We start from the raw sequence: 14,020 nt of genomic DNA, 5'->3' as shown, positions 1-14,020 counted from the left end.
GCCTTCCGGAGGTCGTGTCCTGCGGGTCCTGCGCGCGTCGGGCGCGCCGGTGATCAGCTCCAACTCCCGGGCGGGCCGGCCCTATTCCGGCGCCGCCCGGCCTTCACCCGTCCGCAGCAGCGCGAGCGTCTCCTCCAGTTCCCGGCGCAGCACCGCCGTCGCCCCCGGCGCGTCGCCCGCGGCGACGGCGTCGACCAGGGCCGCGTGGGTGCCGTCGCCCGTGTTGGGGTCGCGGTCGCGCACGGGGACCAGGTCGAGCATGTCGAGCAGGGCGTCGCACAGCGTGGGGGCGAACTCGGCGAACAGGCCGACGAGCAGCGGGTTGCCGGCGGCGGCGACCACGGCCCGGTGGAGGGCGATGCCGGCGTCGACGAAGGCGGCCTCGTCCCGTGCGAGGCGGCCCGGCGTTCCTCCAGCGCGGCCCGCAGCGCCGCGACGTCGTCGTCCGTGCGCCGGGTCGCCGCCAGGTGGGCCGCGTGGACCTCGACCGCCATGCGGACCTCGTAGACGCCGGTCACCGTTCTCCGGCACCCATCAGGACGCCATCGGCAAGGGCCTGGCCCACCACGCCCGGACGGCGGCCGAGGCGGGAGTGCCGGCGGCGCGGGCGCCCCGGGCGGTGCCGTACCTGCCGATCGACCCGGTGGATGTGGGGCGTTCCTACGAGGCGGTGATCCGCGTCAACTCGCAGTCGGGCAAGGGCGGGGTCGCGTACCCGCTGCGCGCGCACGCGGGGCACGACCTGCCGCCGCGGATGCGGCCGGGCTTCGCCCGCGTCGTCCAGGAGGCGACGGACGACAGCGGGCGGGAGGGCACCGGGACGGAGCTGGCGGAGCTGTTCCGTGCGACGTATCCGGACGACGGCGAGCTGCTGCTGTCCGTGTGGCCGGCGCATCCGGAGCCGGCCGGCGGCCGTCGTTTCGTGTGCACCCTCGAGAGCGGCGGCCGTGCCGGGGACCACGAGGGCGCCGGTGAGGACACCCTCGCCGCCTGTGCCGACGCCCTGGCCGGTGCCGGGTATCCGGTCGACGTGCTGGAGACGGTCGTGGACGGGACGGGCGGCACGGAGGGCGGCCCGGTGACCGCCTACGCCGAGTGCCGGGCCGGCGGCCGGACCGTGTGGGGGCGCGGGCGAGGGCCGCTCGGGCCTGGAGGCGTCCGTGCGGGCGGTGCTGTCCGCGGTGAACCGGGCGGCGCGCCGACGGGACCGGGGAGAGCCGTGCGCGCACGGTGTGCGGCATGACCAGGGGGCGCCCGCCGGTCCGTCCGGCGGGCGCCCCCTCGGGCGTCGCCTACTTGTTGAGGTGCGCCCAGAACTCGTCGAACGACAGCTGCTTGTCGCCGTTGAGGTCACGGCCGGCGATGATCGCCTCGGCCACCGACTCGGTGACGTTCCAGTCACCGCCCTGGGCCAGCGCGGTCTTGAACTCGGCAGCGGTGATGAACCCGTCACCGTCCGTATCGATCCGCTCGAACTGCTTGCGCGCTTCCTCGATGTCCGCCACCGATCAGCCCCTCATCCGTGCTCCGGTCGTGCTGTCGCACGCCACTGACGCAGGTCAGATTAGCTGCCCACCCGGGCCCGCAGTGCGGCGACCACCCACCCGAACTCGGTCTCGTACGTCGGCTGGGGCCCGAGACCGCTCACGACGGCCGACAGTTCCCGGTACCGGCCGACCCGGCTGTCCGTCATCGCGGTCAGGCGTTCCAGTACGGCGGCGGGGTCGGCGTCGCCGAGCAGCGGGCGCAGGACGTCCCCGGCCTCGGGTGCCTCGGGGGCGATGCCCCGGCGCAGCGCGTCACCCGCGAGCTGCACGAGACGGCTGACGAACCACATGGACGTGCCGGCGGGGACGTCCGGCTCCCGGTCGGCCGCGTTGAACTCCACCATGGAGCGCATCAGCGCCCGGAAGCCGGGATCCTGGATCAGTTCGGCCAGTTCCACCCAGGCGTCCACCTGCTCCGGCGTCGGATCGTCGGGCAACGTGGCCGCCGTGAACCGCAGCCGGTGGCGGACGTCGGGATCCGCCGTGTCGATCCCGTCGAAGAGCTCCGTCATGAAGTCGTCGACGATGCGGGCGCGTTCGGCGGCGGACAGCCTGGCCAGTCTGTTCATCAGGGTCATCTCCTCAGCGGTCGAGCCGCGTCGTGCCACGGTCGACAGCACCGCACGGGTCACCTTCAGCGACGCGATCTGTGCGTCCAGCGCGCTCACATGCGCCGCCGCGACCTGCGCGACCGTCGTCTCGCCGGACAGGATCCGGCGTACGTCGTCGAGGCCGAGGCCGAGTTCACGCAGGGTGCGGATCAGCTCCAGTCGTGCCACCGAGGCCGCGTCGTAGAGCCGGTAGCCGCCCGCGGAGCGGGTCACCGGGGGCAGGGCGCCCGCGTCGGACCAGTAGCGGATGGTGCGCACGGTCAGTCCGGTGGCCCGCGCCAGCTCGCCGATGGTGATGAGTCCGGTGCCGTCGTCGGTCATGTCTGGGAGTCTGGGCCTTCCAGTGGGTGGAGACTCAAGGAGCACGGTGGCGGAGAGCCTGCGGAAGATCCTGGACGCGGCGGCGCGGGGTGTCTTCCCGCCTGCGGACGGCGGGACGACGGTGGTCGCGCAGCCCGGCCCGCGGGACGCGGGGGTGATCGCCTTCACGGCGCACTCGGTCGTCTTCACGGACGAGGACGAGGGGTGGGTGCGCGAGACGCTGGGCTCCCTGGAGTGCGATCCGCTCGCCGCGACGATGCACGCGCGGTTCCTGGCGGCCCTCATGGAGCGGACCGGGCGGACGACCGACACGGTCGACGTGCTGCTGAGCGGGGCGCCGCTCGCGGGGCGCCCGCGGCTCGCGCTGACGGAGGTGGCCGATCCCGGGCATCCCCGGGTGGTCGCGGCCCGTCGGCGGCGCGACGACGTACGGGTGTGGGCGGCGGACGGCGGGGTGCTGGTGCTGGGCCGCGGGGTCGCGGGCGGCTGGAGGCCGCGGTGGAGGTGGCGGAGGGCGCGCGGCACCGGGGGCTGGGGCGGCGGCTGGTGACGGCGGCGCGGCAGCTGGCCGGGGGCGAGCCGGTGTGGGCCCAGGTGTCACCGGGGAACGCCCGCAGTCTGCGGGCGTTCCAGGCGGCGGGTTACCTTCCGGTGGGGTCGGAGGCGCTGTTCCTCCTCTCCCCGGGGCCGGGTGGTCAGTGCCAGGGCTTGTAGTGGGGGTTGCTCTCGCAGTCGCTCATGATCTCGGTCTTGGTCTGCTTGTCGACCGGGCAGACGCCGATGATGTACTGCCGTCGGATGCCGCCCGGGAAGGCGACCTCGACCTGGTCGGCCCACTTGTGGGTGTCGCCGATGGTCTTGTTGACGTCGACACCGCCGGGGGCGTCGATGTAGTAGTTGTAGCCGGACTTGTACCAGGTCTTGTACAGGTCGTGGTCGTAAGTCGTCGACACGTACGGCGAGGGCTGGTTGACCAGGACGTACTTCTCGATGTCGTACTGGCCGTCGCGGACGTCCTTGGCGTGGAAGCCCTCCTCGAAGACGATCTGCGGGCCCCGGCTGTCGCTGCGGTAGAGGGTGCCGCAGGTGGTGCGCCAGACCGGTTCGGGCGTGATGCGGTCGACGTCGACGTCCCGGTCCGCGGCGGCCTTGACCTTGTCGTCGAACTGGGGGCAGACGGGGGCGGCCTTCGCGGGTGCCGCCGCCGGGGCCGCCGCGCCGGGGACGGCGGCGGCGGACGTGGCGAGGACGGCGGAGAGGGACAGGACGGCGGCGGCGGTCCGGCGCCGCAGGCGTGTGGTGATCATGGACGTACGATCCCGGCTCCGCGGTGCCGGACTGTGGATCATCACCCGATGGTGGCGTGTTGGCCGAACCCCCTTGCCGTCAGCGGAAGATGCCGGTGTGGCCGAGCGAGTAGCGGCCGGGCTGCGGGTAGACGGCGAGGCCGTGCGGGCCCTGGCCGACCTTGATGCGGGCCAGCTGTTCGCCGGTGCGGGTGTCGATGGCGTACACCTCGGCGTCGTAGCGGCCCGAGAGCCACAGGACCTTGCCGTCGGCGGAGACGCCGCCCATGTCGGGGCTGCCGCCACCGGGCAGGCGCCACTTCTTCGTGAGTTCGTCACGGCTGAAGTCGAAGACGGAGACGGTGCCCTCGCCCCGGTTGGAGACGTACATCTCGCGGGAGTCGCGGCCGACGTAGAGTCCGTGGGCGCCCTTGCCGGTGGGCAGGAGGGTGGGGGTGGCGAAGGTGTCGCCGTCGAGCACCCACATGCCGTCGGCCTTCATGTCGGCGATGTAGAACCTCCTGCCGTCGGGCGAGATCTTGACGTCCTGGGGCATGGCGCCGTCGAAGGGGAGCTTCTGCCGGCCGACGACCTTCATCGCGCGGGTGTCGACCTTGAGCAGTTCGCCGCTGAACTCGCAGGAGACGATGAAGTAGCGCCCGTCGAGGGAGAAGTCGGCGTGGTTGACGCCGTAGCAGGTGACGGGGACGGTCTTCTTCACCTTCATGGTGTGCGGGTCGCGGAAGACCAGTTCCCGGTCGAGGGAGGCCATCACGACGGCGTACTTGCCGTCGGGGGTGAAGTACAGGTTGTACGGGTCGTGGACGTCGACCGGTTCGCCCGCCTCGCCCGTGCGCGGGTCGATGGGGGTGAGGGTGTTGCCCTTGTCGTTGTTGACCCACAGGGTCTTGAGGTCCCAGGACGGCACCACGTGCTGGGGCTGCCGGCCGACCGGGACGGTCTCGATGACCTTGTAGGTCTTCGGGTCGATGACCGTGACGGTGTCGGACTCGGTGTTGGGGACGTAGACCCGGGAGGGGAAGTCCCTGACCACCGGGGAGAGCTTGTTCGGGCGGTCGGCGGCGTAGACGTCCTTCGGGTCGAGGACGGGCGGCATGCCGGGCAGGCCGTCGACGGCGGGCCCCCGCTCGGCGGGGGTGGCCTTGGCGGCCCGGATGCTCGGGGGTGTCCCGCCGGACTGCTGCTGTGCGTCGCCGCAGGCGGCGAGGGCGGCGAGGGCGAGGCCCGCGATCAGGGTGCGGGTGAGGGTTCGGGCGTGCATCAGCCGATCAGCTCCGTGGTGGTCACCGCGTGCAGTCCGCGGCGGTCGAGTTCTTGCAGCAGGCCGGGGAGCGCGGCGACCGTGTCCGCGTAGCCGAAGTGCAGGCTCACGACGGACCCGCCGCGCACCGCATCGAGCACGGTGCGGGTGACGGCGGGGGCGCCGGGCGAGGTGAAGTCGAGGGAGTCGACGTCGTAGGACAGGACGTGCGGGTAGCCGGCGCGGACGGCCAGCCGTTCGACGAGCGGGGAGGCGCGGGCGGCGCGGGAGGGCCGGAACCAGGTGCCGATGGAGCCGGTGAGGCGTCGCAGGCGCCGGGCGCAGTCGGTGATCTCGGCGTACGCCTCCGCCTCGGTCATGGCGTTGACGTCCAGATGGTGCTGGGTGTGGTTGCCGAGGTCGTGGCCGCCGTCGAGGATGCGGCGGGCCAGTTCCGGGTGGGCGTCCAGCCAGGTGCCGACGGCCAGTACGGTGACGCGGGCGCCGTGCCGTTCGGCCTCGGTGAGGATCGCGCGGGCGGTGGCGGGGTCGCCCTGGCCGTGGAAGGTGAGGGCGACGCGGGGGCGGTTCCGGGGGCCGTGGGCGAGTTGCACGGGGCGGCCGGGGAAGCGGCGGGGCTCGGGCGCGGTGCGGACGGTGGGCGCACGGGACGTGCGGGGCGGCGGGGACGGTGAGCCGGAGGGACGTGCGGCGGGGTGGGCGGCGGCGCCCTTCGTGCCGCATCCGGTGATCGGCGCGCCCGCGGCGACGATTCCGGCGCACGCGGTCAGTGCGGTTCGGCGGTCGGTCGTGGTCACCGCACCATTTAAGGGGCGTTATGCCCGAAACCTCGCGATTCGCCCGAACGGCGGCCGGTCTCCCGGGCGCCCCCTCGTCGAACGGCGGCGCACCGTGGGCTCAGCGGTCCGTGACCCGCATCTCGAACCAGGTGGTCTTGCCGCGCGGCAGCAGATCGACTCCCCAGCGATCGGACAGCTTGTCGACCAGGAAGAGTCCGCGTCCGCTGATGTCCGTCTCCTGGACCGGCATCAGACAGGGCAGTCCGCGGGAGGGGTCGCGGACCTCGACGCGGATCCGGCCGGGGCGGCGGCGCATGTGGAGGCCGAAGGCACGGGCCCCGGTGTGGCGCACGGCGTTGCCGACCAGTTCGGAGACGAGCAGGACGGTGTCCTCGGTCACCTTGGGTGACAGATGCCACTGGCGCAGGGCCACCACCTGGGCCAGGCGGCGGGCGATGGCGGCGGACTCGGGGCGGGACGGTAACGGAACGTCACACTCCGTCGGGTTGCCGTACAGCTCCAGCGCCTTGAGCGCGTGTTCGTCCTCGACCGCCGGCGACCAGCGCGCCGCGGTCGCACGTCCGGCTCCCCGCGGCTGTTCCGTACCCTCCAGCCCCGCCATGCCCCCATCATGGCCGCCCTCGGCGGACTCCGGGGCCGTTCCCGGGGAATGCGCCGGCGCAGAGCCGGAGCCCCGGGGGAGGCGCGTGGCATGTGCCAGGGGCAGTTCGGGACCGCGGACAGCGTCGCTGACCTGCGCGGACCGCTCGGCCGGAGACAATCGACGGACTCCCTCGACAAGGCACGCTTAATGGTGCGTTAAGGCTGCCATGAACCGCTCCGCCGAGGGGCCCGTATCAGACATCACGTCAACTGCGAGGGGGTGGTGGTGCCGGCTCAGACGAACTTGGCCTTGCCGGGGCCCTCCTCCACGAAGCTGCGCATGCCGCGCTCGCGGTCCTCGGTGGCGAACAGGCCCGCGAACCAGTTGCGTTCGACGGCGAGACCGGTCTCGATGTCCGTCTCCAGACCGGTGTCGATCGCCTCCTTCGCCGCGCGCAGCGCGATCGCGGGGCCCTTGGCGAGGCGGGCGGCCCAGGCGTGCGCCTGCTCGTGGACCTCGGCGGCGGGCACCACGCGGTCGGCCAGGCCGATCGTCAGCGCCTCGTCGGCCTTCACCTGACGGCCGGTGAAGATCAGGTCCTTGGCCTTGGAGGGGCCGACCAGCCGGGACAGACGCTGGGTGCCGCCCGCGCCGGGGATCAGGCCGAGCAGGATCTCGGGCTGGCCGAACTTGGCGTTGTCCGCGGCGATGCGGAAGTCGGCGCAGAGGGCGAGTTCGCAGCCGCCGCCGAGCGCGTAGCCCGTCACGGCGGCGACGACCGGCTTGGGGATGCGGGCCACCGCGGTGAAGGAGTCCTGGAGGGCACGGGCCCGGGCGATCATCGCCGCGTGGTCCATCACCTGCATCTCCTTGATGTCCGCGCCCGCCGCGAACACCTTCTCGCCGCCGTAGATCACCACGGCGCGCACGTCGTCGCGCCGGGTGACCTCCTCGGCGAGCTCCTTCAGCCGGTCCTGCGTGGCGATGTCCAGCGCGTTCATGGGCGGACGGTCCAGGCGCAGCGTGCCGACGCCGTCCGCGACTTCGAGGTGTACGGTCATGCTCCGCAGGTTAGCGGGCGTTCACTGGTCGCGGCACTCGCGGGGCGTCGTCAGGCCTTCCACTGCTCCCAGGGCATGTTCCAGCCGTTGAGGCCGTTGTCGGGGGCGATGGTGTCGTCGTTCGAGTTCTTGACGACCACCACGTCGCCGATGAGCGAGTTGTCGAAGAACCAGGCGGCCGGCGTCTTGCCGTCCCAGCCGCCCTGCACGTCGCGCAGGCCGACGCAGCCGTGGCTGGCGTTGCGGTTGCCGAAGGCGTCTCCGCCCCAGTAGTTGCCGTGGATGAAGGTGCCGGAGGTGGACAGGCGCATGGCGTGCGGGACGTCCTTGATGTCGTACTCGCCGCCGTAGCCGACCGTCTCGCCGTTCATGCGGGTCACGGCGAGCTTCTCGGTGATGACCATCTGGCCGTTCCAGGTCTCGTACCCGGGGGCGCCGGTGGTGACGGGGACGGTCTTGAGGACCTTGTCGTCCCGCACGACCTGCATGGTGTGCTTCTTGGCGTCCACGACGGAGACCTGCTTGCGGCCGATGGTGAAGGAGACGGTCTTGGCCTGCTTGCCGTAGACGCCCTCGCGGCCCTCGACGCCGTCGAGGGCGAGGTCGACGGTGACCTTGGTGCCGGCCTGCCAGTACTTCTCCGGGCGGAAGTCCAGGCGGTCGTTGCCGAACCAGTGGCCCTCGACCTCGACGGCCGGCTCGGTCGTGATGCGGATGGCCTTCTCGACGTCCTCGGGGTGGGTGATGCCCCGGCTGAAGCGGATCGAGAACGGCATGCCGACGCCGACCTTCGAGCCGTCCTCGGGGGTGAAGGTGCCGGTGAAGGTGTTCTTCGGCGTCAGCGTGGTGAAGCGGGAGTCCTCCGCCGCGGTGCGGCCCTCGGCGTCCTTGGCGACCGCGTGCACGGAGTAGGCGGTGGCGGCGGCCAGGTGGGTGGACGGCGTCCAGGTGGCGCCGTCCCCGGATATCTTGCCCGCGACGGGGTCGCCCTCGGCGTCCTTGACGACGACCTCGGTGAGCCTGCCCTTGGCCGCGGCGACCTTGAGGGTGCCGCTGGTGTCGACGGCCTTCGCCCCGTTGGCCGGGGTGATGGTGACGACCGCCTCGGACTGCTTGCTCTGTGCGGCGGTGGAGTCCCTGGCGTCGCCGCCCTTGCCGTCCCCGGACCCCGGATCCGCGCCGCCCCCGCCGCACGCGCTCACCGCCAGAAGCACGCCGAGCATCAGCGCCGGCAGCCCCCTGCGTGTTCCCCTGCCGCTCCGCCCCCGGATGCCGGCCGACGACGTCCCCGATATCGGACGCACGCTCACCTTGTCTCCCCTCGCCGGGCCTGGTCCGGCCCGCGCCCCAGTGCGCGCACTCGCGCACCGGCGCATCGTAACCGCAGGCCAGGGGCGTTGCAGCCAGGGGAATTGTCACTGTTCCGTACCGAGTTGGCGCCGTGGGGCCCGGAACACGGGCCGGTCACCGCACGGCGCTGCCCGCCGTCCACGTCCTCCAGTTCATGTTCCATCCGCCGAGACCGTTGTCGGGGGCGACCGTCTTGTCCTTGCTGTGGACGACCTCGACGACGTCGCCGATCAGGCTGCGGTCGAAGAACCAGCCCGCCGGGGTGTCGGAGCCGCCGCCCTTGACGTCGCGCAGGCCGACGCAGCCGTGGCTGACGTTGGCCCGGCCGAAGGTGTCGGCCGGCGCCCAGTAGTTGCCGTGCAGGAAGGTTCCGGAGCTGGTCAGGCGGATGGCGTGGGGGACGTCGGGGATGTCGTACTCGCCGCCGAAGCCGACCGTGCGGCTGTTCATGCGGGTGACGTCGAGCAGCTCGGTGATCACCATCTTGCCGTTGTAGGTGGGCGTCGTCGGTGCCCCGGCGGTGATCGGCACGGTGGCCATCAGGGTGCCGTCCCGGCGCACCTCCATGGTCCGTTCGACCGCGTCGACCCGCGAGACCTGGCTGCGGCCGACGGTGAAGGAGAACGTCTTGTGCTGGAGCCCGTAGACCCGCGGGGCGCCCTCGACGTCCCGCAGCCTCAGGTCGACGGTGACTTCGGTGCCGGGCTTCCAGTACTCCTTGGGCCGGAAGTCGAGGCGGTCCTTGCCGAACCAGTGGGGGCGGACCTCGGTGGCGGGCTCCGCGGTCACGGAGACGGCGCGTTCCACGGCGGCGCGGTCGGTGATCTCGCGGTTGAACTCCAGTGAAACGATCATGCCGGTGCCGACGACCGAGCGGTTCTCGGGGGCGACGTACGCGATGAAGCGTTCCTCGGGGACGTACGTGGTGAAGGTGGTGTGCCGGGCGGAGCGGCGCCCGTGGCCGTCGAGGGCCACGGCGTCGACGGTGTACCGCGCGGCGAGCGCGAGCCGGTCGTCGGCGGGCTGCCAGCTGAGCCCGTCGGCGGAGATCCGGCCGGGCACCGGGGTCTCCTGCGCGTCCTGCGACTTGACGACCTTCACCGACTCCAGGCGCCCCTCGGGCACCCGCACCGACAGCTTCTTCTCCGGCCGGACGTCCTTGCTCGCGTCGGCCGGGGTGACGCGGATGACGTCCTCGGGGGCGGGCGGCTTGCCGAACACCTCCCCGATGCCGGAGCCGATGCCGCTGCCGCCCGAGGTGCATCCGGCGGCCCCGGCCAGCAGTACTGCCCATGTCATGACGGCGGCCAGCGCGGCCCCCGCGCGCCGTGCGCGCCCTTGTACGTGCCTCACATCCACCCGTAACGACCGGCCGGCCCTGGGGAAACGTGAGTGCGAGCCATGGGGTGGGCAGAACAGTGGGGAGGACGACGCGACGGGGAGCAGCGGCCGGGACGCCGCACGCCCTCCTGCCGGACGTCGTTCCATGAGCCGTGGGAGGCTGACAGGTGTCCAGCGCAGCCGAGCAGGAGGCGGTGGCCGGGAAGCGGGCCGCCGAGGACGGACGCCCCGCCGTCGTGGTGAACGGTGCGCGGCGTGCCGCTCCGCCGCCCGCCGAGCAGGCCTGGCCGGGGACGCCGGTGCCGCTGGGCGCCCGGTTCCGCACGGGTCCGGACGGGGTGGCCGGGACCAACTTCGCGCTGTGGGCGGGCGGGGCGGAGGCGGTCGAGCTGTGTCTGTTCGACGAGCCGGGTCCCGGCGGTGCGGAGCGGCGGGTGCGGCTGACCGAGCTGACGCACGAGATCTGGCACGGCTTCGTGCCGGGCGTGCTGCCCGGCCGGCGCTACGGGTACCGGGTGCACGGCCGCTGGGACCCGTGGACGGGCGCCCGCTGGAATCCGGCGAAGCTGCTGCTCGACCCGTACGCCCGGGCGGTGGACGGGGAGTTCGTGCTGCCGCCCGAGGTGTACGGGCACGTCCGCGACTGGCCGGAGCAGCATGTGGCGGACACCGTGCGCGACGACCGGGACTCGGCGCCGTACGTCCCCAAGGGCGTCGTCGTGCACGATGACGACGACTGGTCGGACGACCGCAGGCCCAAGACGCCGTGGGCGGACTCGGTCATCTACGAGCTGCACGTGCGCGGATTCACCAAGCGGCACCCCGGCATCCCCGAGGAGCTGCGCGGCACGTACGCGGGCCTCGCGCACCCGGCGGCGGTCGGTCACCTGGTGAAGCTGGGCGTGACGGCCGTCGAGCTGCTGCCGGTGCACCAGTTCGCGCACGAGGACCATCTGCTGAAGCGGGGCCTGCGGAACTACTGGGGCTACAACTCGATCGGCTACTTCGCCCCGCACGCCGCCTACGCGGCCTCCGGCACGACGGGGCAGCAGGTCGGCGAGTTCAAGCGGATGGTGCGCGCGCTGCACGCGGCCGGCATCGAGGTGATCCTCGACGTGGTCTACAACCACACGGCGGAGGCGGGCGAGCTGGGCCCGACGCTGTCCCTGAAGGGCATCGACAACCGCGGCTACTACCGCCTCCAGCACGACGCCCGCCGCTACGCCGACTACACCGGCTGCGGCAACACCCTGCACGTCGTCCAGCCGCACGTGCTGCGGCTGATCACCGACTCGCTGCGGTACTGGGTGACGGAGATGGGCGTGGACGGCTTCCGTTTCGACCTGGCGGCGGCGCTGGCCCGCTCGATGCACGACGTCGACATGCTCTCCCCGTTCCTCGCGGTGATCGCGCAGGACCCGGTGCTGCGCCGGGTGAAGCTGATCGCCGAGCCGTGGGACGTCGGCTCGGGCGGCTACCAGGTGGGCGCGTTCCCGCCGCTGTGGACGGAGTGGAACGACCGCTACCGGGGCGCCGTGCGGGACTTCTGGCGGCACGCCCTGCCGGACGTGCGGGAGATGGGCTACCGCCTGTCGGGCTCCAGCGATCTGTACGCCTGGGGCGGGCGGCGGCCGTACGCGTCGGTCAACTTCGTCACCGCGCACGACGGTTTCACCCTGCGCGACCTGGTGAGTTACGAGCGCAAGCACAACGAGGCCAACGGCGAGGGCAACCGGGACGGCGCGGACGACAACCGGTCCTGGAACTGCGGCGTGGAGGGCGAGACGGACGACGAGGACGTCCGGGCGCTCAGGCGGCGCCAGTTGCGCAACCTGCTGACCACGCTGCTGCTGTCGACCGGTGTGCCGATGCTGGTCGCGGGCGACGAGATGGGGCGCACCCAGCGGGGCAGCAACAACGCCTACTGTCAGGACAACGAGATCGGCTGGGTGGACTGGAGCCTGCTGGACGACCCGGACTGGCGTCCCCTGTTCGAGCTGACCTCCCGGCTGATCGCGCTGCGCCACCGGCATCCGGTGCTGCGCCGCCGCGCCTTCTTCTCCGGCCGGGCCCATTCGGCGGACGGCCTGCGCGACCTGGCCTGGTTCACCGCGCGGGGCACGGAGATGACGGAGGACGACTGGTACGCCCCCGCCGCCACCCTCGGCATGTATCTGTCCGGGCGGGACATCCCCGGCCGGGACGAGCGCGGGGCGCCGATCACCGACGACAGCTTTCTGGCCGTCCTGCACGCCGGCGACCGTCCGGTGGAGTTCACGCTGCCCGCGGCGCCGTGGGCGGAGCGGTACGAGGTCGTCGTGGACACCGGCCGGGAGGAGCAGGCCGAGGCGCCGGGCGTGGAGTACGCGGCGGGGGTGCCGGTCACGGTGCCGGCGCGGACGGTGCTGTTGCTCCGGGTCGCCGGCTGACGACCTCCACAACGACCAGGACGCCCTGAACCTGTGGCTTCTGCGATCCGGCCGAGTGCGCCCGGTGGCCGGTGGTTTCAACCGGTTCGAGGTCGGCCGATTCCTGGCACGCGGGAACTGGGTGCGCCGGGTCGTCACGCGGTCACCGAAGCCCGATCCGACTGCCGCCCTCGTGCACTTCGTCGGCCCTGAGAAGCCGTGGCAGGCCGACTGTCCCGTCACGGAGGAAGTCGTCGAACACCGGCGGCACCTGGAAGGGGCCATGCGTCACGTCCGGTGTCTGGGCGCTGTCGGCGTGGAACCGGCGGGTGTGCGGTGAGTGTGGGGGCACCGCCCGCTGTCTCGCGCGCCGGCCTCGCCCTGACCGGGGTACCGGCCCGCACCGCATGGCAGACGCACCTCGCCGGGCTCGCCGGCCTACGCCGACGGGCCAGTGGTCCACAGACCCCCGCAAGCGGAGACTACGTGGTGTGACCAGCAGGTATCGACGACGTTTGTGGGGCCACGCATAGGTTGTGTTGGCCGGCGTCCGGTATGCCTGCCTAGCCTCGTAAATGGAAGTGATCAAGCCGGTCACTGAGGCGGATATGAGGAGGTGCCGGACATGACCGAGCACACGCTGAAGGACAGGGTCGCGGTCATCGGCGGGGGCGAGAAGAACCTGGGCGGGCTGCTCAGCAGGACGTTCGCCGAGGCCGGGGCCAAGGTGGTGGTGCACTACCACACCTCGGAGAAGGAGGCCGAGGAGACCGTCCAGGCCATCAAGGACGCCGGCGGGCAGGCGGTGTCCGTGCAGGGGGACCTGACGGAGGTGGCGAGTGTGCGGCGGCTCTTCGACACCGCGGTGGACACCTTCGGCGGCGTCGACGTCGCGGTGAACACGACCGGGATGGTGCTGCGCAAGCCGATCCTGGAGACCAGCGAGGAAGAGTACGACCGCATGTTCGGCATCAACGCCAAGGCGGGGTACTTCTTCATCCAGGAGGCGGGGCGCCGCCTGAACGACCACGGCAAGATCATCAGCCTTGGCACGTCCCTGCTGGCCGCCTTCACCGACGGCTACTCCACCTACGCGGGCGGCAAGGCACCGCTGGAGCACTTCACCCGGGCGGCGGCCAAGGAGTTCGCCGACCGGTCGATCTCGGTGAACGTGGTGGCGCCGGGGCCGATGGACACGCCGTTCTTCTACGGTCAGGAGACGCCGGAGCGGGTGCAGTTCCACAAGTCGCAGGCCATGGGCAACCAGCTCACCCACATCGAGGACATCGTCCCGCTGATCAGGTTCCTGGCCACCGAGGGCTGGTGGATCACCGGTCAGACGCTGTTCGCCAACGGCGGCTACACCACCCGATAGGCCCGCGCCACCGGTGCCGACCGCGCCTGCGTTGGCGCGGCAGGCCCGGGGCGGG

The 14,020-nt window shown here is 72.2% G+C and carries 12 protein-coding genes and 2 pseudogenes; 4 read left to right on the top strand and 10 right to left on the bottom strand.

Annotated elements, in window-relative coordinates; translation table 11 throughout:
* Positions 1-81: 81 nt before the first annotated feature.
* A pseudogene (locus AB0E77_RS24650) lies at positions 82-518 on the bottom strand (FCD domain-containing protein); the annotation flags it as partial.
* A gap of 101 nt (positions 519-619) precedes the next feature.
* Here AB0E77_RS24650 and AB0E77_RS24645 point away from each other — a divergent pair.
* Complete coding sequence (locus AB0E77_RS24645) at positions 620-1,243, top strand: hypothetical protein (RefSeq protein ID WP_361574044.1); 624 nt, start codon at positions 620-622, stop codon at positions 1,241-1,243.
* Between the two features lie 49 nt (positions 1,244-1,292).
* On the opposite strand, the gene AB0E77_RS24640 is transcribed toward AB0E77_RS24645, so the two are convergent.
* Complete coding sequence (locus AB0E77_RS24640) at positions 1,293-1,505, bottom strand: EF-hand domain-containing protein (protein ID WP_161163166.1); 213 nt, start codon at positions 1,503-1,505, stop codon at positions 1,293-1,295.
* Positions 1,506-1,564: 59 nt separating this feature from the next.
* Complete coding sequence (locus tag AB0E77_RS24635) at positions 1,565-2,479, bottom strand: MerR family transcriptional regulator (protein ID WP_361574042.1); 915 nt, start codon at positions 2,477-2,479, stop codon at positions 1,565-1,567.
* 46 nt (positions 2,480-2,525) lie between these two features.
* On the opposite strand from AB0E77_RS24635, the pseudogene AB0E77_RS24630 reads away from it, so the two are divergent.
* Positions 2,526-3,193, top strand: a pseudogene (locus AB0E77_RS24630) (GNAT family N-acetyltransferase).
* On the opposite strand, the gene AB0E77_RS24625 reads toward AB0E77_RS24630, so the two are convergent.
* The 7 genes from AB0E77_RS24625 to AB0E77_RS24595 form a co-directional block, all read right to left on the bottom strand.
* The gene (locus tag AB0E77_RS24625; RefSeq protein ID WP_361574040.1) at positions 3,175-3,786 is read right to left on the bottom strand and encodes an ADP-ribosyltransferase; all 612 of its coding nucleotides are present in this window, start codon (positions 3,784-3,786) and stop codon (positions 3,175-3,177) included. The pseudogene AB0E77_RS24630 and the gene AB0E77_RS24625 sit on opposite strands and share 19 nt — an antisense overlap.
* 79 nt (positions 3,787-3,865) lie before the next feature.
* On the bottom strand, positions 3,866-5,047 hold the full coding sequence (locus AB0E77_RS24620; RefSeq protein WP_361574038.1) for a hypothetical protein: 1,182 nt from the start codon (positions 5,045-5,047) through the stop codon (positions 3,866-3,868).
* Positions 5,047-5,844, bottom strand: coding sequence for a polysaccharide deacetylase family protein (locus AB0E77_RS24615; protein WP_361574036.1), 798 nt, complete (start codon positions 5,842-5,844; stop codon positions 5,047-5,049). The genes AB0E77_RS24620 and AB0E77_RS24615 overlap by 1 nt, the downstream gene beginning before the upstream one ends.
* A gap of 100 nt (positions 5,845-5,944) precedes the next feature.
* A complete protein-coding gene (locus AB0E77_RS24610) occupies positions 5,945-6,448 on the bottom strand; it encodes an ATP-binding protein (RefSeq protein ID WP_361574035.1) in 504 nt (167 codons plus the stop codon).
* 275 nt (positions 6,449-6,723) lie between these two features.
* Positions 6,724-7,491 (bottom strand): enoyl-CoA hydratase-related protein, encoded by a 768-nt coding sequence (locus tag AB0E77_RS24605; protein WP_361574033.1) that lies wholly within the window; start codon positions 7,489-7,491, stop codon positions 6,724-6,726.
* A gap of 50 nt (positions 7,492-7,541) precedes the next feature.
* Positions 7,542-8,714 (bottom strand): Ig-like domain-containing protein, encoded by a 1,173-nt coding sequence (locus AB0E77_RS24600; RefSeq protein ID WP_361574031.1) that lies wholly within the window; start codon positions 8,712-8,714, stop codon positions 7,542-7,544.
* Between the two features lie 241 nt (positions 8,715-8,955).
* Positions 8,956-10,194 (bottom strand): Ig-like domain-containing protein, encoded by a 1,239-nt coding sequence (locus tag AB0E77_RS24595; RefSeq protein WP_361574029.1) that lies wholly within the window; start codon positions 10,192-10,194, stop codon positions 8,956-8,958.
* 155 nt (positions 10,195-10,349) lie between these two features.
* On the opposite strand from AB0E77_RS24595, the gene glgX reads away from it, so the two are divergent.
* Positions 10,350-12,611 carry a glycogen debranching protein GlgX gene (gene glgX / locus AB0E77_RS24590; RefSeq protein ID WP_361574027.1) on the top strand — a complete coding sequence of 754 codons (2,262 nt, stop codon included), beginning with the start codon at positions 10,350-10,352 and terminating at the stop codon, positions 12,609-12,611.
* A gap of 604 nt (positions 12,612-13,215) precedes the next feature.
* Positions 13,216-13,965 carry an SDR family oxidoreductase gene (locus AB0E77_RS24585; protein WP_361574025.1) on the top strand — a complete coding sequence of 250 codons (750 nt, stop codon included), beginning with the start codon at positions 13,216-13,218 and terminating at the stop codon, positions 13,963-13,965.
* Positions 13,966-14,020: the final 55 nt, after the last annotated feature.

The sequence above is a fragment of the Streptomyces sp. NPDC032940 genome (genome assembly GCF_040636935.1).
Taxonomy (GTDB): domain Bacteria; phylum Actinomycetota; class Actinomycetes; order Streptomycetales; family Streptomycetaceae; genus Streptomyces.
This window is presented reverse-complemented; position numbering and strand designations above follow the sequence as displayed.

Excerpts from the sequence above, each read along its gene's own strand:
- AB0E77_RS24635 (WP_361574042.1), bottom strand. The coding sequence starts at position 2,479 with ATGACCGACGACGGCACCGGACTCATCACCATCGGCGAGCTGGCGCGG.
- AB0E77_RS24600 (WP_361574031.1), bottom strand. The coding sequence starts at position 8,714 with ATGCTCGGCGTGCTTCTGGCGGTGAGCGCGTGCGGCGGGGGCGGCGCG.
- AB0E77_RS24620 (WP_361574038.1), bottom strand. The coding sequence starts at position 5,047 with ATGCACGCCCGAACCCTCACCCGCACCCTGATCGCGGGCCTCGCCCTC.
- AB0E77_RS24610 (WP_361574035.1), bottom strand. The coding sequence starts at position 6,448 with ATGGCGGGGCTGGAGGGTACGGAACAGCCGCGGGGAGCCGGACGTGCG.
- AB0E77_RS24625 (WP_361574040.1), bottom strand. The coding sequence starts at position 3,786 with ATGATCACCACACGCCTGCGGCGCCGGACCGCCGCCGCCGTCCTGTCC.
- AB0E77_RS24605 (WP_361574033.1), bottom strand. The coding sequence starts at position 7,491 with ATGACCGTACACCTCGAAGTCGCGGACGGCGTCGGCACGCTGCGCCTG.
- AB0E77_RS24585 (WP_361574025.1), top strand. The coding sequence starts at position 13,216 with ATGACCGAGCACACGCTGAAGGACAGGGTCGCGGTCATCGGCGGGGGC.